The organism is Rhizobium terricola (assembly GCF_012927355.1).
In the GTDB taxonomy this organism is placed as follows: domain Bacteria; phylum Pseudomonadota; class Alphaproteobacteria; order Rhizobiales; family Rhizobiaceae; genus Allorhizobium; species Allorhizobium terricola.
Map to the genome: position 1 here is coordinate 1,909,173 of NZ_JABBGK010000001.1, position 19,485 is coordinate 1,928,657.

Here is a 19,485-nt window from a genome sequence, read left to right on the forward strand (position 1 = left end):
CGCAGACAAGGGTTTCATTCCATGTTTCAAGAGGACTTCACCAAGGGGATACCCCCGCGGGCGGCCGGCGCCTCAACCGAAGGCACATATGGAAAGACAGGCCCGTTCTGTCAAGGCCGGTCATCCCCCGTGATCGAACGGTTGCGTCCGCGACCGATCCGCGCGGATCGCTCAAGATTTATCGACGGCGTTCAGGAAGCGTCAGGGAAGTTGCGCTAAATTGGGACCCTAAAAAACAATTTTGGGGAGGGTGTCATGCCCTTGCAGGTTCTACCGGACGTCAAACAGAACATACCGCAGGATCAGATCTACGAGAAGTTCACGATCGATCGGCCCGGCAAGATCATCTTCGTCGGCCATCACCTGAGCACGAAGAACAACCTGCGCTGCCTGATCCGCACCATTTCCCTCTATGGCGCGGAAGTCGAGGTCAGCCCGCATGTTCCGGTGCCGGCGAACTTCTTCCTCGAGATCCTCGGTATCCGGGACGAGATCGGCTGCACCCTGATCCGCCGCGAAGCTGAACGGGTGACGGTCGGTTTCAACATGCTGATCGATCCGGAGTTCCTGCACCACGTCGTCAGGCTCTCCTTCGAACTCTGACACTGATCATCGCAATCACGCGTTGGAAGAGGCCTCCGGCATAACGTCGGGGGCCTTTTCTCGTCGGCCGGAGCGGCAACCGCCCCGTTCAGTGAAGTGCCGCCAGATGCTTCTCGATTTCAGGGACCGTCAACTTGACCAGATCCTTGTCCACCTCGGCATGGATCACGCCATCGGGCAACGAGGCCAGTTCGGCCCTGAGGATGCCGAGAGCCTTCGGCGGGGCGACCAGCATCATCGACTTGATTTCATGGGCATTCACCATCTGGGTCACCTTGTCGGCCACGCCCTTCAGGAAATCCGCCTCCGCCTGGACATGCCAGTCGGTGTCTTCCATGGCGCTGCGGCCGTCGCCCTGCGACTGGTGCACGCGTCCGGGGCGGTCGGAACCGATGTCACGGCTCGCTTCGTCGGGCTGGGACATATGATCGACGACCGCCAGATTGACGAGATCGGCATCGCCTTCGTTACGCAGGAACAGCGCCTTGGCGCCATCGCTCAAGATTACCCAGGATTTGCGACCGATATCGAAGCGAGTCATGTCTTTTCTCCTTTTGGTTCGGAGCTCCCAGCTCCATTTACAATTCTAGGCCTGCGCGGGAGCCTATTCAAGGAGACAAGCCGGGTGGCGCCTGCCGGGCATGCGGCAGAAGGCAGCACGCCGGCCAACACCTCGCCGCACCGCCGCGCAATGCCGCCTGAGATCCCGCCGGCGTCACCGCCGCATCCCGGCCTCCAGCCGCTCACCCCGGAGCGACAGCCGGGACCGGACGCGCGGCGTTTTCGCCTTTTCTCTGGAAAAGCGCCGCTGGCTAAAAGTTTAACGGCCGCATTGACCTGAATAAAAGGGTTTTGCTTCAGCTTCACCTTAAACAACGCCGACAGGCGAACAAAGGGGAATGCCATGCAGGATGCGACACATCTGGCGGCAGTGAGTTCGGAAATGTACGAACGCAAATGGGAACGGTTCTACGTCCGCCGCCCGGCTCGTATCATGGCCGTCAGCCCCGGCCTCAGCGGCATCACCATGCGCAGTTGCGAGGTGGTCGACATCTCGCAGGGCGGCGCGGCTCTCGAGATCACCACGACGATCGGCCTTTCCTCCCACTACTATCTGCAGGTCATCGGCCTTGCGGACCGCATCGGTTGTGCGGAGGTCTATCGCAACGGCAGCCGCGTCGGCGTGAAGTTCATCTGTCCCATTCCCGAACACGTGCTGCACTCCATCGTGCGCGCCGACTTCATGATGGGTGAGAAGGTGAAGCCAGGTCCGCGCGCGATGCGTTGACAACTGCTGGAAGGAAATGCCTGCAAAGCCGGAAATTCAGAAACGGCGCACTCTTGCACGAGGCGCGATTGGACCTATTGTGGGGCCGTTTTTGAAACTTTCCAGGATTCCAGCAAAACAATGTCCGGTTTTTCGCGCTTCACGCCACTGATCAGCGCCCTTCCCGCAACCGTGCCTTTCGTCGGGCCCGAAGCCATCGAGCGCCAGCGTGGCCTGCCCGTGCGTGCGCGTATCGGCGCCAATGAAAGCGGATTCGGGCCGGCCCCTTCCGTGCTGGCGGCGATCCGGGCGACGGCGGGCGAGATCTGGAAGTACAACGATCCGGAAAACTTCGCGCTCAAGGCGGCCCTGGCGACGCATCTCGGGCTCGCGCCGGCCAATCTGGTCGTCGGCGAAGGCGTGGATGACCTGCTTGGCCTCGTCGTGCGACTGGTGATCGAACCGGGCATGCCGGTCGTCACCTCTTTCGGTGGCTACCCGACCTTCAATTTCCACGTCAGCGGCTTCGGCGGCCGCCTGGTGACAACTCCTTACATCAATGACCGCGAAGATCTCGATGGCCTGCTCGCCGCCGTCCGGCGCGAGAACGCGCCGCTCGTCTATCTCGCCAATCCCGACAACCCGATGGGTAGCTGGTGGGACGCGGACAGCGTCGTCGCCTTTGCCCGCGCCCTTCCGGAAACGACGCTCCTGGTGCTGGACGAAGCCTATTGCGAGACGGCGCCGGCCGGGTCCACGCCTTCGACCGCTGCGCTGATCGACCTGCCGAACGTTCTTCGCACCCGCACCTTCTCCAAGGCCTATGGCCTTGCCGGGGCACGCGTCGGCTATGCCTTCGGCGCGCCGGAGACGGTGATCGCGTTCGACAAGATCCGCAACCATTTTGGGATGCCCCGGCTTTCCACGGAAGCAGCGCTCGCGGCACTGGCCGACCAGGCCTATCTCAAGGACGTGGTTTCCCGGATCGTCGCGGCACGCGACCGGATTTCGACGATCGCGACCGCCAACGGCCTCGCGCCGCTCGCCTCCGCTACCAATTTCGTCGCGATCGACTGCGGCCGCGACGGCGTCCATGCCCGCGCCATCGTCGATGGGTTGATGCAGCATGGCGTCTTCATCCGCATGCCGGGTGTCGCGCCGCTCAACCGCTGCATCCGCGTTTCCACCGGCCTGCCCGCCGATCTCGATCTCTTCGAGGAAGCGCTGCCGACGGTGCTCCAGTCGCTCTGAAACGAAGCGGCCAGGCACAAATAAAAGAACCGCGCCGGCCTTGTCCCTGCCGGTCGCGGTTCGGATGTGTTGGCCCGGTCCCCGTCCAAAGGTCCCCCGCCACGTTCCCCCTCTTCAAGAGGTTGTTGTTGTCTTGAGCCCCCGGCGTGACGCCGGGGGAATTCGTCCAGGCTTCAAGCCTCAGTGCATGGTCATCCATTCGCGGGCGGAGCGGAGTGCTTCGGCCAGCTCGGTCTTGCTCATCGTCGAGGCCAGGTCGGCGCGCAGTTCCGCAGCGCGTTCGCAGCCCTTGATCGCGGCGATGTTCAACCACTTGTGCGCCGAGACGAGGTCGACCGGGCAGCCACGGCCCGTCGCATACATCAGTCCCATGTCGCAGAAGACATCGGCGCGAGTTTCGCCACCCATCGTGGCCATTTCGGAATTGTGCATTTCAAAGCGTGCCATCGGTTTTGTCCCTGTCTAGCCTAACGGTTTAAACTGTCCCTGTTTTGCTCCCTTTCGGGCGCTCCTTCCGGATCCCGGCCGTCTGTCGCGGCGCTTGTCGATCCTTCCGGTCCGGCGGGTTTTTCCCTGCTCGTTTGATGGGTTCACTATGCCAAACCGCTTTCAACAGGCGCTTAAAATGCATGATTAATTTGCCGAAAACAAAGTACAAATGCTTGGTAAACTTGGGTTTTCGTTAAGCATCGAGATGCCTGCAACTCAAGGATTTCCGTTCAAAATTTACGAAAGTTTCAGGGTTGGATTTAAACCGAACAATAACCACGAAAAACACTTGGGATTCTGGTGCCAGTTAGAAATGCCCGAAAAACCGGTCGTTCGCTCGATTGGGCTTGGGCCAAAACAGCTATTTACCTTTACGTCCGCGTAAGATAATTTCCCCGTGCTGATCGCTCGAGTGCCTACTATGGGTTACGGGCAGGCCGGCTTTAGAGGACCGGTTCATCAGCACACGGGCTCATTTCGGGAGGAGAGTTACACAATGCGCATGTTCATCGTCGCCGCGGCAGCCGCCCTGGCATTCTCGACGGCTTCCGTACAGGCTGCCGAACCGATCGAAGGCAACTGGAAGACGGCAAGCGGTGCAACCGCTCAGATCGCCCCCTGCGGCGGCAGCTTCTGCGTGACGCTGAAGACCGGCAAGCACGCCGGCAAGCAGATCGGAAAGATGGCCGGCACCGGCGGCGACTACAAGGGCAACATCACCGATCCGGAAACCGACAAGACCTATTCTGGCTCGGGCAGCGTCTCGGGCAATTCGCTCAAGATGAAGGGCTGCGTGCTGGCCGTTCTGTGCAAGTCGCAGACCTGGTCGCGCCTGTAAAAGGGCAAGGTCGTCGCGTCCGGCGCCGATTGCCGGGCCAGAGACGGAATCAAGCCCGGCCGATGTTCCCATCGGCCGGGCTTTTGATTCAACTCCCCGCTTTGGCCCGATAGGCGTCCGGGAGGATGAAGACCTCATCGGCGCGGGCATAACCGCCGTCCTTGACCTCCTCGATCAGGACCATGGTATGGGGCCGCGCGGCTTCCGAAAAATACTCGACCAGCATATCGGTGGTGCGATGGACGATCTCTTCCTTCTGCGCCAGGGACAGCGCCCCTTCCGGCGTCTTGATGTTGACGAATGGCATGTTGCTTCTCCTGTTGTTGAGATTGAACTTGTCGGCGGATTGCCCGGTCAGATGGCGCCGCCATTGGCGCGGATAATCTGGCCGCTGACCCAGCCGCTGTCGGGACCGGCCAGGAAGGACACCACCGAAGCGATGTCACCCGGCTGGCCGAGGCGCTTGCGCGGATTGAGGCCGATGATCGTCTTCAACATCTCCTCGGACTTGCCGGCCATGAAAAGCTCCGTTTCCACCGGGCCGGGCGCCACGGCATTGACGGTGATCTCGCGGGGACCCAGCTCCTTGGCGAGGATATGGGTCAAGGCTTCGACCGCCGCCTTGGTGGCGGCATAGACGCCGTAGGCCGGCTGGTAGAAGCCGACGACGCTGGAGGAAAAGTTGATGATCCGGCCGCCGTCGCGCAGACGCCGGGCGGCTTCGCGCATGCCCCGGAACGTGCCGCCGAGATTGACGGCCACCTGCCGCTCGAAATCCGCATCCTCTACCGTCGCGATCTGTGCGAGCGCCATGATGCCGGCATTGTTGACGAGGACATCGACGCCGCCGAAGGCCTGTTCGGCAGCATCGAACAGAGCCGCCGCGCCGGACGCGGCACCGATATCGGCCTTGACCGCGATGGCACGCCCGCCATCCGCCTTGATCGCGGCCACGACGTCGAGCGCGGGCTGCTCGTCTCTCGAATAGTTCACGACAACCGCCAATCCATCCGACGCAAGGCGTTTGGCGATGGCGGCGCCGATGCCTTTGGAAGCGCCGGTGACGATGGCTGTCCGTTCGAGTGTTTCTGTCATCACATCTCTCCTTGGGTTGGTGCCGGAGAAATATGCCTGTCGCCAAGCGGAAACAATCACACGCGAATTGACATCAGAATTCGTCTGTGGTGAACAAAATCATGGACCGTCTCGATCGCATGCAGCTTTTCGTTCGTGTCGTGGAACGGCGCAGCTTCACCGCCGCGGCGGCGGATGTCGGCCTGGCGCGATCGACGGCAACCGAGGCGATCAAGCTTCTGGAAGCCGATGTCGGGGCGCGGCTCCTGGAGCGCACGACGCGGCATGTGACGCCGACGCTCGACGGCCAGGCCTATTACCAGCGCTGCCTGTCGATCCTGTCGGAGGTGGAGGATGCCAACAGCGTGTTTCGCAACGCCCAGCCACAAGGCACTTTGCGCATCGATGCGCATGGCTTGCTGACGCGAACCTTCCTGCTGCCCCGGCTGCCGGAGTTTCTCAACCGGTATCCCCTGCTGGAGCTCTATATCGGCCAGGGGGACCGGCTGGTCGATCTGGTGCGCGAAGGCATCGACTGCGTGATCCGGGCCGGAGACCTGACGGATAGCGGCATGATCATGCGGCGGCTCGCCACCATCCAGGAGGTGACCTGCGCCAGTCCCGCCTATGTCGAGAAGCATGGCATGCCGTCATCGATCGAGGATCTGAAAGGCCATGTCTGCGTGGGATTCGTCTCGTCGCGAACAGGCGAAGCCATGCCGCTGGAATTCCTTATCGAGGGACAGACCCGTTTCGTCCATCTGCCGAGCCGGCTGACGGTCAACAATTCCGATACCATGGCCGATCTGGCGAGACTGGGGTTCGGGCTCATCCAGGCCCCGCGCTATCGTCTGGCGGCCGATTTCGAATCCGGAGCACTGGTCGAGATACTGCCCCAGTATCCGCCGCCGCCGACGCCGCTCTCGGCGCTCTATCCTCAGAACCGACAGCTCGCGTCGCGCGTAAGGGTCTTCCTGGACTGGGCAGCGGACGTGTTTGCGGGCGCAAAACTGTGATCTTGGCGCGAGCGGACATGACAAAGGCCCCGAAGCTATCCGCCCGGGGCCTTGATGTTCTTTGCAGTCGGATGTCCGGACGGCTTACCGGGCCGTCTGGCCGAAGAGGACCTTCTTGGCCTCGTCGTCCTGGGCGATGTTGCTGCGCTTTTCCTGACCTACGGCAATGCCGCGTTCGACGGCCGGGCGCGCCATCATGCGCTCGAACCAGGCCTTGAGATTGGGGAAGTCGTCGAGGTTCTGGCCCTGGTTCTTGTGCGGTACGATCCAGCCGATGCAGGCGATATCTGCGATCGAGTACTCGCCCGCCAGATAGTCGCGGTCGGCGAGACGGCGGTTCATCACGCCGTAGAGGCGATTGACCTCGTTGGTGTAGCGATTGATGCCGTATTCGATCTTCTCCGGCGCATATTGGCGGAAGTGATGGGCCTGGCCGGCCATCGGTCCGAGACCGCCCATCTGCCAGAAGAGCCACTGATCGACCTCGGCGCGCGCGCGCTCGTCGGAAGGATAGAGCTTACCGTATTTGCGGCCGAGATATTGCAGGATGGCGCCGGACTCGAAGAGGGAGATCGGCTTGCCGTCCGGACCGTCGGGATCGATGATCGCCGGCATGCGGTTGTTCGGGGCAATCTTGAGGAAGTCCGGCTCGAACTGCTCGCCCTTGCCGATGTTGACGTATTTCACTTCATAAGGAATGCCGAGTTCCTCGAGCATGATGGAGATCTTCCATCCGTTCGGCGTCGGCCAGTAATAGAGTTCGATCGGCTTGGTCATCGAAATTTCCCTTTTCAAGGCTTTGAGCAACATCGGACGCGGCACGGAACCTGCCACCGGAAACCGACGCCCAGAGAAAGTGGATATTGCCAAGCAATATTCAAGCGCAGCACCTGCAAGTTTGCTGTGGAGAGACGACTACTAGCGGATCGGCTTGGACACCCGGAACTGGATGGTTTCCATGCCCGGATTGTCTTCACCCAGACTAGCGTTCGAGCGATGGTCGTAGAGAAGAGAGAACTGCCAGTCGTTCGGCGCCTTCCAGCCCAGTTCGACGCCTGAGCGAAACTCCACCGGATGACCGAGCTCGACTTCGTCTCCCTGCATGTAGATGCCCGGGGCAAACGAGAAACCGGCAAAGAGATCCAGGTCGTCAATGCTGAAATCGATCTGCTGGTAGAACCCAACGCCGATCCAGGCACCGCCCCTGCTGGTCACAGACAGGTCAATCATCGGATGGAGCCGTTCGAAGAGCTGGTCACCGTAAATGTAGGTGAGCCGGGTCTCCCAGCCTCTGGCCTCCTCCTGATGCATAATGACGCCACTGGAAAGTGCGAGACGGTCTCCCTCGTCGGGCCGATGCATTTCGAAGCGGTTGCCGTCCGCCTCACCGGACGGGAGGCTCATCAGCCAGAACAATGCCGCAAGCCGTCCGTCCATGCCGCCCCCATCGGCGACGATCACCCGCCGCACATATCCACAACGTCATGCATCATCGATACGGACCCGTTCGGGCCCAAAGCGCAAACAGAGCTTATCCCGCCGGCCGAAAGCATGTCCAGAGTGGAGAGGCCATTCTCGCCGCAATCCTGGGCTACATTCTGAACCCCGGATGAACCGTCTTCTCAGGCTCGGTTCAGTCCACCCCGTTCATAACGCCATCATCGCAGAACGAGCAGGGATCGAAGCAATGGAAAAACTCGCAAGACGCATGACCATCTTCACACTGTCCATGGCTGTCTTTGCGCTGTTCGTCGCCGAACTGGTGACCGCCACCAACAATGGGACCTCGCGACGCGCGCTCGTCGGCGGCACGGCTGTCTGCTCGGCAACGGCCAATCCGCTCTGCGTCGCAGCCCTTTGAACCGCCGCCGAAGGAGTTCGATATGCCCGCCACCGCTCGCCATATCGCTGCCCTCTGCCTGCGCGGCCTGCTGGTGTCGAGCCTCTTTCTCGGCCCGCTGGTCGCCGTCGGCATCGCACGCTCGGAAGAGATCAAGATCGCCAAGAACGGAGCCGGCCTCGTGCTTTTCGTCAGCCTTCAGCGCCAGTCGTTGAGCTGACGCCCGCGCGGCAGAACCGCCGGCCGCCGCCGTATTCGCCGCAGCGCAGCGACGATTTTCCTGTGAATGAGAGCCTTGCACCGTCGTTTGCTTGTCAAGGAGTCTTCACTATAATGCGTCATGAGCAAGCGAATCCATTTTCACTCCCCCATCAACTTCATCAGCCCCGAACCGTTCGAGCCCCAGGCATTCACGAACGCGACAGAGGCCGTCGAAGCGCTGACCGCCCTCTACGAGCGCAACACCCGATTCCTGATTGACGGATTTTCGGCCCTCGCCAAGGGCGCGCCGATCTCCGGCCGCTATCGCGCCTTCTACCCGCAGGTCGCCATCGAGACGACGAGCTTTGGCCATATCGACACGCGCCTCGCCTACGGCCATGTGACGGCGCCGGGCGTCTACACGACCACCGTGACGCGCCCGCATCTCTTCCGGCATTATCTGCAGGAACAGCTCAACCTGCTGATCCGCAACCACCAGGTTCCGGTGGTCGTGTCGGAATCGACGACCCCGATCCCGCTGCATTTTGCCTTCGGCGAAGGCGCCCATGTCGAGGCGGCCGCGAGCGGGCTCGTCGACATGCCGTTGCGCGACCTGTTCGACACGCCGGACCTGACCGTCACCGACGACGAGATCGCCAATGGCGAATACGATCCGCGGCCGGGCGAACCACAGCCGCTGGCTCCGTTTACCGCCCAGCGTATCGACTACTCGCTCGCCCGCCTGTCGCACTACACGGCAACCGGGGCGAACCATTTCCAGAATTTCGTCCTCTTCACCAACTACCAGTTCTACATGGACGAATTCTGCGCCTATGCCCGCAAGCTGATGGCGGAAGGCGGCGGCGGCTACACCGCATTCGTCGAGCCGGGCAACCTCGTCACGCTGCCCGGCCAGAGCGAGCCGAGCGAGGGTGTGGCCCTTGGCCGGCTTCCGCAGATGCCGGCCTATCACCTGAAGATGAAGGGGCATGCCGGGATCACCATGGTCAATATCGGCGTCGGCCCATCCAACGCCAAGACCATCACCGACCATATCGCGGTCTTGCGCCCGCATGCCTGGCTGATGCTCGGCCACTGCGCCGGCCTCAGGAACAGCCAGCGGCTCGGCGACTATGTTCTGGCGCATGCCTATGTGCGCGAGGACCACGTGCTCGACGACGACCTGCCGGTCTGGGTGCCGATCCCGGCGCTCGCCGAGGTGCAGCTGGCGCTCGAGGATGCGGTCGAGGAAATCACCGGCTACGAGGGCTTCGAACTCAAGCGCATCATGCGAACGGGGACGGTCGCGACCATCGACAACCGCAACTGGGAGCTCCGCGACCAGCGCGGACCGGTCAAGCGGCTGTCGCAGTCGCGGGCCATCGCGCTAGACATGGAATCGGCGACGATCGCCGCCAATGGCTTCCGGTTCCGGGTGCCCTACGGCACGCTGCTTTGCGTTTCCGACAAGCCGCTGCACGGCGAGCTGAAGCTGCCCGGCATGGCGACGGCCTTCTACAAGACGCAGGTCAGCCAGCATCTGCAGATCGGCATCCGGGCGCTTCAGAAGCTCGGCGCCATGCCGAAGGAAAAGCTGCATTCCCGCAAGCTCAGAAGCTTCTTCGAGACTGCCTTCCAGTAAGGGCGGGGGCCGCTCTGTCCATCAACGAACTGCGGCGCGGAGGCGGCGCAGTTCGTTGAGCGCGAGCGAAAGCACGGTACCGATCAGCGCGGACAGCATGATCATCAGGTGCATGTTGATGCTGGCCCGCGCCAGGACGTCCATTGCGTCCCGCGCGGTCGACGCCCCGAGGGAAAGCGCACCGGCCACGATGCCGGCCGAATAGGTCCCGACTCCGGCCGGCGCGTGGAACGGCAGGACCGACGACAGCTCGCCGCCGATCGCGCCGCCGAAGGTCGCCGTCAGCGGTCCGACGCCCATCAGCCCCAGCGCCCAGGCAAAGACCAGCACCTTGACGCCCCAGTTCAAGACGGTCGCGAACCAGGCCCGCAGCAGGGCTGCGAGCGTGGCCGGAAGCCCTTCCACGATCCCGTCCAGGATACGCGCGAGCTTTCCCTTCAGGCGCGGGCGCAAGGCGCGAAGCAGCGGTTCCTTGACGAGGAAGGCAGGGATCGGGGCCAGCAGGAAGGCAAGCCAGAGCAGACCGGCGAGCATCTTCTGTTCGGCCGCCACGACCAGCCCGAGACCGCCGGCGGCCAGCAAGGCGTGTAGATCGAGCAGTCGCATCACCAGCAGCGCCGACGTGCCGTGCAGCAGCGGCACCGAAAACTCGGAGCGCATCAGAAGCGGAAAGCTCGTCTCGCCGCTGCGGAAGGGCAACATGATGTTGAGGAGATTGTGGACCTGCGCGAGATGAAAAAGCTCGATGAACCGGCCCGAGGTTTCGCGGGGGAAGTAGTCATAGAGCCGCCAGGCACGGACGAAATAGGTCGCGACCAGGAGGCCGATCGCCAGCGCGACGGTCCCGTAGCCGATGGATTTCCATTCCGCGACGATCGAGCCCCAGCCCCACAGGTAATGCACAAAGGCGGCATAGGCCAGGATGGCGGCTGCGGCGATCAGGGACAGGCGATGGCGCACAAGGGCCGAAGGCCGGCGGTTTTCCTCGTCTGTCTGCATGGCCCCGTGGAAGTTCCGAATTGCGCTCACTGCGGTGTTCCTATAACAACCGGCACAGCAAAAGCCAGCCATTTCCGGAGTATCCCCCTTGTCCTTCGAGCGCCTTTCTTCTCCCACCCAGGACGGCACCGCCGTCTACGAGGTCGAACTCTCGCTCGTCATTCCGGTGATGAACGAGGAGGAAAGCCTCCGGCCGATGATCGATCGGGTGATCGAGGCGATGAAGGGTTTCGACAAGAGCTGGGAGCTGATCCTGATCGACGACGGCTCGACGGACCGGACGCTCGCCTATGCACGGGAATATCTCGGCCGCGAAGGGCTTGATCTGCGCATCATCGAGTTCCAGCGCAATTTCGGCAAGGCCGCCGGCCTTCAGGCCGGTTTCGACGCGGCGCGCGGTCGCCTGATCGCCACGCTGGACGGCGACCTGCAGAACGACCCTTACGACATCCCTTCGATGGTCGCCGAACTCGATGCCCGTGATCTTGATCTGCTCTGCGGCTGGCGCAAGGCCCGGCAGGACGCGCTGGTGCTGCGCAAGATCCCGTCCTGGTGCGCCAACTACCTGATCGGCTCGGCGACCGGCGTGAAGATCCACGACAACGGCTGCGGCCTCAAGCTCTACCGCTCGGCGGTCATCAAGCAAGTCCGCATTCTGGGCGGCATGCACCGCTTCATTCCCGCCTGGGTCGCCTCGGTGGTTCCGAGCTCGCGGATCGGCGAAGTGGTGGTCACCCATCACGCTCGCCAGTTCGGCGAGTCCAAGTACGGCATCTCGCGTACGATCCGCGTGTTCCTCGACCTGCTTTCGGTCCTTTTCTTCATGCGCTTCCGCCAGCGCCCGGGCCATTTCTTCGGCACCATCGGCCTTTTCATCGGGGCAGTGAGCTCGCTGATCCTGCTTTATCTCGCCTGGGTCAAGTTCGGGCTCGGCGAAGACATCGGCACGCGGCCGCTGCTGCTGGTCGGCGTGATGCTGTTCCTCACCTCGATCCAGATGATCACCACCGGCATTCTCGCCGAAATGCTGACGCGCTCCGACGACACGGCGAAGAACTACATCGTGCGGAAGACCTATCAAAAGGAAGCATGACGTGGTTGCAGCCCTGCGCCAGAGGCCCTGGCTGCTTTTCGCGTTGTTCGGCGCCTATTTCGCCGTGAACGTCGTCGTCCGCCTCGTCGTGCCCCATTCGCTGGAGCTCGACGAGGGACAGCAGCTGTTCCTCGCCCAGTGGCTCGCCTTCGGTTATGACAGCCAGCCGCCGTTCTACAACTGGCTGCAATACGGTGCGGAGCAGGTCTTCGGCCCGACGCTCCTGTCGCTGTCGCTCCTGAAGAACCTCCTGCTCTTCTGTTCCTACCTGCTGTTCGGACTGACAGCCTTCGGCGTCCTGCGCTCCCGCGATCTCGCCATCGTCGCGACACTCGGTCTGCTCACCATGCCGCAGCTGAGCTTCGAGCCCCAGCGCGACCTGACGCACACGGTCGCCGTCATCTTCGCCGCCTGCCTCTTCCTCTATGCGCTCACCAGCGCGATCCGTTCGCCGAGCATCGTGACCTACGGGCTGACGGGCCTTGCGATCGGGATCGGCTTCGTCGCCAAGTACAACTTCGTCCTGCTTCCGACGGCCGCCCTCATCGCCATGCTGATCGAGCCGGAGTTCCGCCGCCGCCTGTTCGACTGGCGCCTCCTCGTGACAATCGCCGTCGCAGGCCTCGTGGCGCTGCCGCATGGCCTTTGGTTCCTTGAGCACTTCGAACTCGCCACCGGCCGCACCATCGGCAAGCTGACCTCCGAGGAAAGCGTCAGCCGACTTAGCCAGGTCTCGGCTGGACTCGGCTCCCTGGTGCTGGCCATCATCGGCTTTGCGGCAATCACGGTGATCCTCTTTCTTGTCGCCTACAAACGCGATCTCGTGCAGGCGTTGCGTGCATCGAGCCCGTGGAGCCGGCTGATCGGCAACATCATGCTGATCTCGCTGTTCGGGCTGATCCTGCTCGTCGTCTTCGGGGGGCGCTAGCAACATCAAGGACCGCTGGCTGACGCCGCTCTATTTCGTCCTGCCACTCTATCTCTGCCTCAAGCTCGAGGCGGCAGGCCTTGCCACGGATCGATCGCTGCCGCGCTTTCTGCCGATCGGCGTTGCGGCGCTGGTGCTGATCCCGCTCGTCCTGCTCGTCCGCATCCCGATCCACGGAATGACCGGCCACTACGAGAAGATCAACGTGCCCTACCAGGAGGCCGTCGGCAAAATCCTCTCGGCGGATGCGAACCGGCCGGCGATGATCCTTGCCAGTGACCAGCAGATGGCCGGCAATCTCCGCCTGCAGGCCACCGACATGCCGGTCATGATTCCCGGCTACGAGGCGTTCGAGACACCGCTTTCGCTCGACGCCAACCGTCCGCTGCTCGTGGTATGGCGCGCCCGCGGTGGCGCAGATCTTCCGCTTCCCGGCCCAATGGCAGACTGGCTTTCCGCCCACGGGGGGCTGAAGGTCGAAGAGATCAGGACCGTCGCCCTGCCCTATCTCTTCGGGCGTGACGGCGACCTCTATCACTTCGCCTACAGCTACATCTATCCGAAGACAAACTAGGCGGGCATGGCCCGCTCAGCCGGTGATGATCACCGGTTCGCAGCGGACGGGAAAATTGACCGAATTGGCGATGAAACACTTTTCGTGGGCGTCATCGTGCAGTTCCTCCGCGACCGCCGGATCGCTGCCGGACTTGATCGTCACACGAGGCTTGAGAACGACGTCGGTGAAACGGCCGGAGCCTTCCTCGTCCATCACCATCAGCCCTTCGGCATGGTCCTCATAGGCGGTCACCACCACACCTGAGACGGCGCAGAAATGCAGGTACCACAGCTTGTGACAGGCGGAAAGCGCGGTGACCAGAAGCTCCTCCGGGTTCCAGCGTGCGGCGTCTCCGCGGAAAGCCGGATCGGATGATCCCTGAATATCCGACTTGCCGTTCGCCGATATCACATGGTCTCGGTCGTATTCCCGATAACCGGACGTACCTGTGCCGCGATTGCCGGTCCAGGTGACGGTGACCGCGTATTCGTGCTGCTTGCCGGACATGCCTTGAAATCTCCCACTGCTGCTTCGGGCCTGACGATAGGCCAAGATCCGCATTCATCCAAGGCAGGAGCGTACAGAAGGTACCTTCCGACCCCAGCGGCAAAAAATCGGGGTAGCCCTTGAAGAGATATTTTTACGATATATCTTAGATACAGTTTCAACATATCAAAAAGGACGATCCATGAGACACTTTCATTTCGGACACCATGAACACGGGCGAGACTGGCACGCTATGCGGCACGGCTTCTTCGGCGGACGCCCAGAAGGCGGACGTGGCCGCGGCGGCGAGCGCCGGCGAATGTTTGAGTCGGGCGAGCTGCGGCTCGTGCTGCTCAAGCTGATCGAGGAACAACCTCGCCACGGTTACGACCTCATCCGCGAGATCGAGAACCGCTCCGGCGGTGCCTATGCGCCGAGCCCGGGCGTCGTCTATCCGACCATGACCCTGCTTCTCGACATGGGGCTTGCAGAAGAAGAGACGAGCGAAGGCCCGCGCAAGCTGCTCGCCATCACCGACGCCGGACGCGCTCACCTCGCTGAACGCGCAGGGGAGGTCGAAACCGCGATGGCGCGCCTGTCGGCTCTTGCCAAGGTCAGCGAACGCACCGACGCCGCACCGGTTCGCCGTGCGATGCAGAACCTCAAGGCTGCACTTCAGGATCGGCTCTCCGCAGACGGCGTGACCCGCGACGTGCAGCTGGAGGTCGCCCGGATCATCGACGAGGCTGCCAGCCGGATCGAGAGGCTCTGACCATGGCGAAGACGATCGCGGTGGTGCCGACCGAAAACGGATGGAAATACCTGCAGCAGCTCTGCAAGCACTGGAGCCACAAGCTGGAGGTGGAACTCGGAGATCACACCGGCACGGTGCGCTTTGCCGAGGCGATGGCAACGATGAGCGCCGACAACAAGGCGCTGACCGTGGAGATCGATGCGGTCTCGGACGAAGTGCTGGAACGGATGAAGGGCGTGGTTGCGAGCCATCTCGACCGCTTTGCCTTCCGCGAGGCGCCGCTGCCTTTCGCGTGGGACGCTGCATGACCCGGCGCGACTAGGCAGACAACAACGCTGGCCGGCCCGCAAAGATCTCGGGCCGGCGGCCTCATTTCGGCGCCCTTGATCGGCGCTTGAAAAGTCCTCCCGATCGGCGTCAATTGTGCAGCCCGCAGTGAAGGAGGACACGCATGGCGAACACCCTGATTATTCCCGATCTCGCCGGCAAGGCCGTGCTGATTACCGGCGCATCGAGCGGGATCGGTGCTGCACTCGCTCGCGCCTTTGCCGCGCAGGGCGCCCTTGTCGGGCTTCACTACAATTCCGGGGTCGAAGCCGCCGCCTCGATCGCGCGCGAGATCACCGAAGCCGGGGGAAAGGTCGTGACCGTCCAGGCGGATGCGGCAGACTCGACCGCTCTCAAAGTGGCCGTCGACACGGTCGCGTCAACCTTCGGACGCCTCGACGGCCTCGTCAACAATGCCGGGAGCATGATCGCCCGCGTGCTCTACGAGGACATGACGGACGAACACTACGACAAGGTCATGGACGTCAACGGCCGGTCCGTGGTCGCAGCCGGTCGCGCCGCCCTTCCCCATCTGAAAGAGCGCGGGGGCTTCATCATCAACACGACGTCGGTCGCCGCACGCACCGGCGGTACGGCCGGATCGGGGCTCTACGGCTCGTCGAAAGCCTTCGTCGCGGCCGTCACCAAGGGCATGGCGCTCGAATTCGGAAAATACGGCATCCGGGTGAATGCCGTGGCACCGGGCGTGATCACGACACCCTTCCAGGACCGCTATGCCTTGCCGGGCCAACTCGACCAGATTTCGGCCAGTGTGCCGCTCAAGCGCACCGGCACGCCCGAGGATTGTGTCGGCGCCTATCTCTTCCTCGCCTCCGACATGCTGTCGGGATACATCACCGGCCAGACCATCGACGTCAACGGCGGGCAGTTGATGCCGTGAGGTCTCGACAGACTTTCACAGGACCAGTTTCGTGCCCCTCATCCGCCCCGTGAGCCGGTCGAAGGGCGGCACCTTCTCCCCGTAAACGGGGAGAAGGGACGAGTCGCACCATCTTCGCCTGTCCCAAACGTTGCGATTTGCACCTTCGGCACATCCTGCGTCCCCTCGCCCCGCTTGCGGGGGTCCGAAGGACGGGTCGAGACAAGCGGCTCGACCCCCGGTCGTGTCAGGGTGAGGGGCAAGGACGCTTGCTCAGGCTGATGGACCGGCCGCCTATTCCTTGTGATTTTCCTTCAGCCAGTCGAGGCCCTTGCGCAGGGTGTCGACGGCCTGGTCGACCTCGGCATGCGAGATGATCATCGGCGGCGAGAAGAGCATGCGGTCGCCGGTGGCGCGCAGGATGACGCCGTTTCCGACGCACTGGTTGCGCACCAGCGTACCGACTTCGTCCGGCTTGGCGAAGCGGCGGCGCGTCGCCTTGTCGGCGGCGATCTGCACGGCGCCCATCAGGCCGACGCTGACGGCTTCGCCGACCAGGTCGTGGTCGGCGAGCGAGGCGAGCGCCTTGGCGAGGTAAGGACCGATGTCGTCACGGACACGCTCGACGAGCCCCTCCTCCTCGATGATCCGTAGGTTTTCGATGGCGGCGGCGGCTGCGACCGGGTGACCGGAATAGGTGTAGCCGTGATAGAAGTCGCCGAGTTCCTCGATCATGACCTTGGCCACGCGCTCGGACATCAGAACGCCGCCGATCGGCAGGTAGCCGGAGGAAAGGCCCTTGGCGATCGGTGCGAGATCCGGCTCGAAATCGTAATACTGATGGCCGAACCAGGTGCCGAGGCGACCGAAGCCGCAGATGACTTCGTCGGCGACCAGCAGGATCTTGTACTTGGCGGCGATGCGCTTGATTTCCGGCCAGTAGGTCGAGGGCGGAACGATGACGCCACCGGCGCCCTGGATCGGCTCGGCAACGAAGGCCGCGACATTCTCCTCGCCGAGTTCGAGGATCTTCGCCTCGAGTTCCTGGGCAACCTTCAGGCCGAAGGCTTCAGGGGTCAGGTCGCCGCCCTCGCCGTACCAGTAGGGCTGGCCGATGTGGTGGATGCCGGGGATCGGCAGGTTGCCCTGTTCGTGCATCCACTTCATGCCACCGAGCGAGGCGCCGGCGACAGTGGAGCCGTGATAGGCGTTGCGGCGGGCGATCACCTGGGTCTTGGTCTCGTGGCCGAGCGCCTTCCAGTAGACGCGCGCCATGCGGAACCAGGTGTCGGACGCTTCCGAACCGGAATTGGTGAAGAAGACGTGGTTGAGCTTGCCGCCGGTGTGGCTGGCGATCTTCTGGGCGAGCAGCGTGGTCGGCGGGGTCGTCGTGCCGAAGAAGGTGTTGTAGTAGGGCAGTTCCTGCATCTGCGCATAAGCCGCATCCGCGATCGACTGGCGGCCATAGCCGACATTGACGCACCACAGGCCCGCAAACGCGTCGAGATACTGCTTGCCGTTCGAATCCCAGATGTGCACGCCGTCGGCCCGATTGATGATCTTCGTGCCGTCGGCATTCAGCTTCTTCATGTCGGAGAAGGGGTGGAAATGGTGGGCGGCGTCGATGGCACCGAGATTGGACAGGGCGGCGGCGGTCTTCGTCATGACAATATATCCTTGCGCAAGAAACCCGCAGTCCGGTGCACGCACAGGCCGAAAAGCCTGTCCGCGGCGTCCTGCTTCCCTTGCATGATTGAAAGGCGGAACGTTATCGGCTACGAACATGACCTTCCAAAAAGCGTTTGGCAAGGGTGTCGAAGTCGTACTTCCTGCGGCCAAATTGCCCCTCAAATCGCCAAAGAGAAGCATTTTTCATGACCGAATTGTCCCAAGACGCCAATTTTAGCGCTGCAGACCCCTCCGCGCGTATCGAAGTCCTGCTCGTCGGCATGAACGGCGACCTGCGCGGCAAGATGATCCCAATAAAGGCCGAGGACAAGGTCTGGAAGAACACGGTGCGCCTGCCGGCCTCCACCCAGTCGCTCGACATCTGGGGCGACGACAACGACGACATCACCAAAATCTCGCTGACGCTCGGCGATCCGGACGGCATCTGCGTCGCCGACAAAACCTCGCTCACCACCCTGCCCTGGGGGCCTGCCGGCTCGAAGCAGGTGCTCGCCACCATGCACACGCTGGACGGCAACCCGCACTATATCTGCCCGCGCGCCATCCTCGCCAACGTGCTGAAGCGTTTCGAGGAACGCGGCCTGACGCCGGTCGTTGCGACCGAGCTCGAGTTCTACGTGGTCGAACCGGACTTCCGCGAGACCGGCAAGCCGATGCCGCCGAAGTCGCTGGTCATGAATGGCGAGGTCGAGGGCTTCCAGCTCTACGACATGCGCGCAACCGCGGCGATGGAAGACTTCCTAGGCACCGTCCGGCGTTTCGCCGACGAGATGGGCCTGCCGGCGGACGCAACGACTGCCGAATTCGGCCCCGGCCAGTTCGAAGTCAACCTCCTGCACAAGCCGAACGCCATAGCGGCGGCAGACGACTGTATCTACCTGAAGCGCGTGGTCGACTTCGCCGCCCGCCGCCACGGCCTCAGGGCCACCTGCATGGCCAAGCCCTATGCCGACCATGCCGGTTCCGGCCTCCACGTCCACGCCAGCATCATCGACCGCCAGGGCAACAACATTCTCGACGCCAAGGGCGGTGATCCGGTCAAGCTGAAGTCGATCACGGCCGGCATGCTGAAGACCATGCAGGACGCACAGCTGATCTTCGCGCCGTTTGCCAATTCCTATCGGCGCTTCCAGCCGGGCTCGTTCGCGCCGGACAAGGTCGACTGGGGCTTCGGCAACCGCGGCACGGCCGTGCGCATCCCGGACAGCGAGGGCCCGGCCGCCCGCGTCGAGCACCGCGTCGCCGGCGCGGATGCGAACCCGCATCTTCTGCTCGCGGCCATTCTCGGCGGCATCCTGCTCGGTCTCGACGAGGATCTCGATCCGGGTCCGGTCACCACCCCCGACAGCGCGCCGGAAAATCCCGACATGCTGACCTACGACTTCCTGACCGCGGTCGATCGTTTGCGCAAGTCGGCCTTCATCGCAGACATCTTCGGCGCCGAGTACCAGCGGATCTATGGCGACACCAAGCGCAAGGAAGCGATCACTTATCTCAGGACCGTGTCGAGTTTCGACTACCAGACCTATCTGCCGCGGATCTGACGGCAGGG

General features: G+C 62.9%; 24 protein-coding genes. 15 read left to right on the forward strand and 9 right to left on the reverse strand.

Annotated features, from left to right (window positions below; genetic code table 11):
• Positions 1–255 precede the first annotated feature (255 nt).
• Positions 256–603, forward strand: coding sequence for a hypothetical protein (locus HHL25_RS09120; RefSeq protein WP_169589279.1), 348 nt, complete (start codon positions 256–258; stop codon positions 601–603).
• An 88-nt stretch (positions 604–691) separates the two neighbouring features.
• Here the strand turns inward: HHL25_RS09120 and HHL25_RS09125 are convergent, their stop codons facing one another.
• The gene (locus tag HHL25_RS09125; RefSeq protein ID WP_169589280.1) at positions 692–1,144 is read right to left on the reverse strand and encodes a baeRF12 domain-containing protein; all 453 of its coding nucleotides are present in this window, start codon (positions 1,142–1,144) and stop codon (positions 692–694) included.
• A gap of 363 nt (positions 1,145–1,507) precedes the next feature.
• Between HHL25_RS09125 and HHL25_RS09130 the strand changes: the two genes are divergently transcribed.
• Together HHL25_RS09130 and HHL25_RS09135 are read left to right on the forward strand one after the other, a co-directional pair.
• On the forward strand, positions 1,508–1,891 hold the full coding sequence (locus HHL25_RS09130; protein ID WP_169589282.1) for a PilZ domain-containing protein: 384 nt from the start codon (positions 1,508–1,510) through the stop codon (positions 1,889–1,891).
• 120 nt (positions 1,892–2,011) lie between these two features.
• Positions 2,012–3,121, forward strand: coding sequence for a pyridoxal phosphate-dependent aminotransferase (locus tag HHL25_RS09135; protein ID WP_169589284.1), 1,110 nt, complete (start codon positions 2,012–2,014; stop codon positions 3,119–3,121).
• 180 nt (positions 3,122–3,301) lie between these two features.
• Here HHL25_RS09135 and HHL25_RS09140 read toward each other — a convergent pair whose 3' ends face one another.
• A complete protein-coding gene (locus HHL25_RS09140; protein WP_169589286.1) occupies positions 3,302–3,568 on the reverse strand; it encodes an SEL1-like repeat protein in 267 nt (88 codons plus the stop codon).
• Positions 3,569–4,106: 538 nt separating this feature from the next.
• On the opposite strand from HHL25_RS09140, the gene HHL25_RS09145 reads away from it, so the two are divergent.
• A complete protein-coding gene (locus tag HHL25_RS09145) occupies positions 4,107–4,448 on the forward strand; it encodes a DUF2147 domain-containing protein (RefSeq protein WP_169589288.1) in 342 nt (113 codons plus the stop codon).
• A gap of 88 nt (positions 4,449–4,536) precedes the next feature.
• Here HHL25_RS09145 and HHL25_RS09150 read toward each other — a convergent pair whose 3' ends face one another.
• Positions 4,537–4,755 carry a tautomerase family protein gene (locus HHL25_RS09150; protein WP_169589290.1) on the reverse strand — a complete coding sequence of 73 codons (219 nt, stop codon included), beginning with the start codon at positions 4,753–4,755 and terminating at the stop codon, positions 4,537–4,539.
• Positions 4,756–4,802: 47 nt separating this feature from the next.
• Positions 4,803–5,543, reverse strand: coding sequence for an SDR family oxidoreductase (locus HHL25_RS09155; RefSeq protein WP_205927741.1), 741 nt, complete (start codon positions 5,541–5,543; stop codon positions 4,803–4,805).
• A gap of 101 nt (positions 5,544–5,644) precedes the next feature.
• On the opposite strand from HHL25_RS09155, the gene HHL25_RS09160 reads away from it, so the two are divergent.
• Positions 5,645–6,538: a LysR family transcriptional regulator gene (locus HHL25_RS09160; RefSeq protein WP_169589294.1), complete on the forward strand. Its 894-nt coding sequence runs from the start codon at positions 5,645–5,647 to the stop codon at positions 6,536–6,538.
• Positions 6,539–6,622: 84 nt separating this feature from the next.
• Here HHL25_RS09160 and HHL25_RS09165 read toward each other — a convergent pair whose 3' ends face one another.
• The gene (locus tag HHL25_RS09165; RefSeq protein ID WP_169589296.1) at positions 6,623–7,315 is read right to left on the reverse strand and encodes a glutathione S-transferase family protein; all 693 of its coding nucleotides are present in this window, start codon (positions 7,313–7,315) and stop codon (positions 6,623–6,625) included.
• Positions 7,316–7,456: 141 nt separating this feature from the next.
• Entirely contained in the window at positions 7,457–7,999 is a 543-nt protein-coding gene (locus tag HHL25_RS23700; protein ID WP_169589298.1) for an acyloxyacyl hydrolase, read from the reverse strand.
• A gap of 226 nt (positions 8,000–8,225) precedes the next feature.
• On the opposite strand from HHL25_RS23700, the gene HHL25_RS09175 reads away from it, so the two are divergent.
• The 3 genes from HHL25_RS09175 (at position 8,226) to HHL25_RS09185 (ending at position 10,221) form a co-directional block, all read left to right on the forward strand.
• Entirely contained in the window at positions 8,226–8,399 is a 174-nt protein-coding gene (locus HHL25_RS09175) for a hypothetical protein (RefSeq protein ID WP_169589300.1), read from the forward strand.
• Positions 8,400–8,421: 22 nt separating this feature from the next.
• Positions 8,422–8,598 carry a hypothetical protein gene (locus HHL25_RS09180; RefSeq protein ID WP_169589302.1) on the forward strand — a complete coding sequence of 59 codons (177 nt, stop codon included), beginning with the start codon at positions 8,422–8,424 and terminating at the stop codon, positions 8,596–8,598.
• A gap of 120 nt (positions 8,599–8,718) precedes the next feature.
• Entirely contained in the window at positions 8,719–10,221 is a 1,503-nt protein-coding gene (locus HHL25_RS09185) for an AMP nucleosidase (RefSeq protein WP_169589304.1), read from the forward strand.
• A gap of 21 nt (positions 10,222–10,242) precedes the next feature.
• On the opposite strand, the gene HHL25_RS09190 is transcribed toward HHL25_RS09185, so the two are convergent.
• The gene (locus HHL25_RS09190; protein WP_169589689.1) at positions 10,243–11,220 is read right to left on the reverse strand and encodes a lysylphosphatidylglycerol synthase domain-containing protein; all 978 of its coding nucleotides are present in this window, start codon (positions 11,218–11,220) and stop codon (positions 10,243–10,245) included.
• An 88-nt stretch (positions 11,221–11,308) separates the two neighbouring features.
• Between HHL25_RS09190 and HHL25_RS09195 the strand changes: the two genes are divergently transcribed.
• The 3 genes from HHL25_RS09195 to HHL25_RS09205 all read left to right on the forward strand — a co-directional run bounded on the left by HHL25_RS09195 (position 11,309) and on the right by HHL25_RS09205 (position 13,815).
• Complete coding sequence (locus HHL25_RS09195) at positions 11,309–12,313, forward strand: glycosyltransferase family 2 protein (protein WP_261345110.1); 1,005 nt, start codon at positions 11,309–11,311, stop codon at positions 12,311–12,313.
• A 1-nt stretch (position 12,314) separates the two neighbouring features.
• On the forward strand, positions 12,315–13,241 hold the full coding sequence (locus tag HHL25_RS09200; RefSeq protein WP_169589306.1) for a glycosyltransferase family 39 protein: 927 nt from the start codon (positions 12,315–12,317) through the stop codon (positions 13,239–13,241).
• A 133-nt stretch (positions 13,242–13,374) separates the two neighbouring features.
• A complete protein-coding gene (locus HHL25_RS09205; RefSeq protein ID WP_169589308.1) occupies positions 13,375–13,815 on the forward strand; it encodes a hypothetical protein in 441 nt (146 codons plus the stop codon).
• Between the two features lie 15 nt (positions 13,816–13,830).
• On the opposite strand, the gene HHL25_RS09210 is transcribed toward HHL25_RS09205, so the two are convergent.
• Positions 13,831–14,304, reverse strand: a complete 474-nt coding sequence (locus HHL25_RS09210) for an OsmC family protein (RefSeq protein ID WP_169589310.1) — start codon at positions 14,302–14,304, stop codon at positions 13,831–13,833.
• Positions 14,305–14,602: 298 nt separating this feature from the next.
• Here HHL25_RS09210 and HHL25_RS09215 point away from each other — a divergent pair, with 298 nt between their 5' ends.
• From HHL25_RS09215 to HHL25_RS09225, 3 genes are all read left to right on the forward strand, one after another.
• The gene (locus tag HHL25_RS09215; RefSeq protein ID WP_315853043.1) at positions 14,603–15,055 is read left to right on the forward strand and encodes a PadR family transcriptional regulator; all 453 of its coding nucleotides are present in this window, start codon (positions 14,603–14,605) and stop codon (positions 15,053–15,055) included.
• Positions 15,056–15,057: 2 nt separating this feature from the next.
• Positions 15,058–15,345 carry a DUF2218 domain-containing protein gene (locus HHL25_RS09220; RefSeq protein WP_169589314.1) on the forward strand — a complete coding sequence of 96 codons (288 nt, stop codon included), beginning with the start codon at positions 15,058–15,060 and terminating at the stop codon, positions 15,343–15,345.
• A gap of 143 nt (positions 15,346–15,488) precedes the next feature.
• Complete coding sequence (locus HHL25_RS09225; protein WP_169589316.1) at positions 15,489–16,265, forward strand: SDR family NAD(P)-dependent oxidoreductase; 777 nt, start codon at positions 15,489–15,491, stop codon at positions 16,263–16,265.
• Between the two features lie 273 nt (positions 16,266–16,538).
• On the opposite strand, the gene HHL25_RS09230 is transcribed toward HHL25_RS09225, so the two are convergent.
• Positions 16,539–17,909 (reverse strand): aspartate aminotransferase family protein, encoded by a 1,371-nt coding sequence (locus tag HHL25_RS09230; protein ID WP_169589318.1) that lies wholly within the window; start codon positions 17,907–17,909, stop codon positions 16,539–16,541.
• A 209-nt stretch (positions 17,910–18,118) separates the two neighbouring features.
• On the opposite strand from HHL25_RS09230, the gene HHL25_RS09235 reads away from it, so the two are divergent.
• Positions 18,119–19,477, forward strand: coding sequence for a glutamine synthetase family protein (locus tag HHL25_RS09235; protein ID WP_169589320.1), 1,359 nt, complete (start codon positions 18,119–18,121; stop codon positions 19,475–19,477).
• Positions 19,478–19,485 lie beyond the last annotated feature (8 nt).

Excerpts from the sequence above, each read along its gene's own strand:
- HHL25_RS09225 (WP_169589316.1), top strand. The coding sequence starts at position 15,489 with ATGGCGAACACCCTGATTATTCCCGATCTCGCCGGCAAGGCCGTGCTG.
- HHL25_RS09235 (WP_169589320.1), top strand. The coding sequence starts at position 18,119 with ATGACCGAATTGTCCCAAGACGCCAATTTTAGCGCTGCAGACCCCTCC.
- HHL25_RS09125 (WP_169589280.1), bottom strand. The coding sequence starts at position 1,144 with ATGACTCGCTTCGATATCGGTCGCAAATCCTGGGTAATCTTGAGCGAT.
- HHL25_RS09165 (WP_169589296.1), bottom strand. The coding sequence starts at position 7,315 with ATGACCAAGCCGATCGAACTCTATTACTGGCCGACGCCGAACGGATGG.
- HHL25_RS09130 (WP_169589282.1), top strand. The coding sequence starts at position 1,508 with ATGCAGGATGCGACACATCTGGCGGCAGTGAGTTCGGAAATGTACGAA.
- HHL25_RS09210 (WP_169589310.1), bottom strand. The coding sequence starts at position 14,304 with ATGTCCGGCAAGCAGCACGAATACGCGGTCACCGTCACCTGGACCGGC.
- HHL25_RS09145 (WP_169589288.1), top strand. The coding sequence starts at position 4,107 with ATGCGCATGTTCATCGTCGCCGCGGCAGCCGCCCTGGCATTCTCGACG.
- HHL25_RS09215 (WP_315853043.1), top strand. The coding sequence starts at position 14,603 with ATGTTTGAGTCGGGCGAGCTGCGGCTCGTGCTGCTCAAGCTGATCGAG.
- HHL25_RS09150 (WP_169589290.1), bottom strand. The coding sequence starts at position 4,755 with ATGCCATTCGTCAACATCAAGACGCCGGAAGGGGCGCTGTCCCTGGCG.
- HHL25_RS09190 (WP_169589689.1), bottom strand. The coding sequence starts at position 11,220 with ATGCAGACAGACGAGGAAAACCGCCGGCCTTCGGCCCTTGTGCGCCAT.
- HHL25_RS09120 (WP_169589279.1), top strand. The coding sequence starts at position 256 with ATGCCCTTGCAGGTTCTACCGGACGTCAAACAGAACATACCGCAGGAT.
- HHL25_RS09160 (WP_169589294.1), top strand. The coding sequence starts at position 5,645 with ATGGACCGTCTCGATCGCATGCAGCTTTTCGTTCGTGTCGTGGAACGG.
- HHL25_RS09140 (WP_169589286.1), bottom strand. The coding sequence starts at position 3,568 with ATGGCACGCTTTGAAATGCACAATTCCGAAATGGCCACGATGGGTGGC.
- HHL25_RS09185 (WP_169589304.1), top strand. The coding sequence starts at position 8,719 with ATGAGCAAGCGAATCCATTTTCACTCCCCCATCAACTTCATCAGCCCC.
- HHL25_RS09230 (WP_169589318.1), bottom strand. The coding sequence starts at position 17,909 with ATGACGAAGACCGCCGCCGCCCTGTCCAATCTCGGTGCCATCGACGCC.
- HHL25_RS09175 (WP_169589300.1), top strand. The coding sequence starts at position 8,226 with ATGGAAAAACTCGCAAGACGCATGACCATCTTCACACTGTCCATGGCT.
- HHL25_RS09180 (WP_169589302.1), top strand. The coding sequence starts at position 8,422 with ATGCCCGCCACCGCTCGCCATATCGCTGCCCTCTGCCTGCGCGGCCTG.
- HHL25_RS09220 (WP_169589314.1), top strand. The coding sequence starts at position 15,058 with ATGGCGAAGACGATCGCGGTGGTGCCGACCGAAAACGGATGGAAATAC.
- HHL25_RS09135 (WP_169589284.1), top strand. The coding sequence starts at position 2,012 with ATGTCCGGTTTTTCGCGCTTCACGCCACTGATCAGCGCCCTTCCCGCA.
- HHL25_RS09155 (WP_205927741.1), bottom strand. The coding sequence starts at position 5,543 with ATGACAGAAACACTCGAACGGACAGCCATCGTCACCGGCGCTTCCAAA.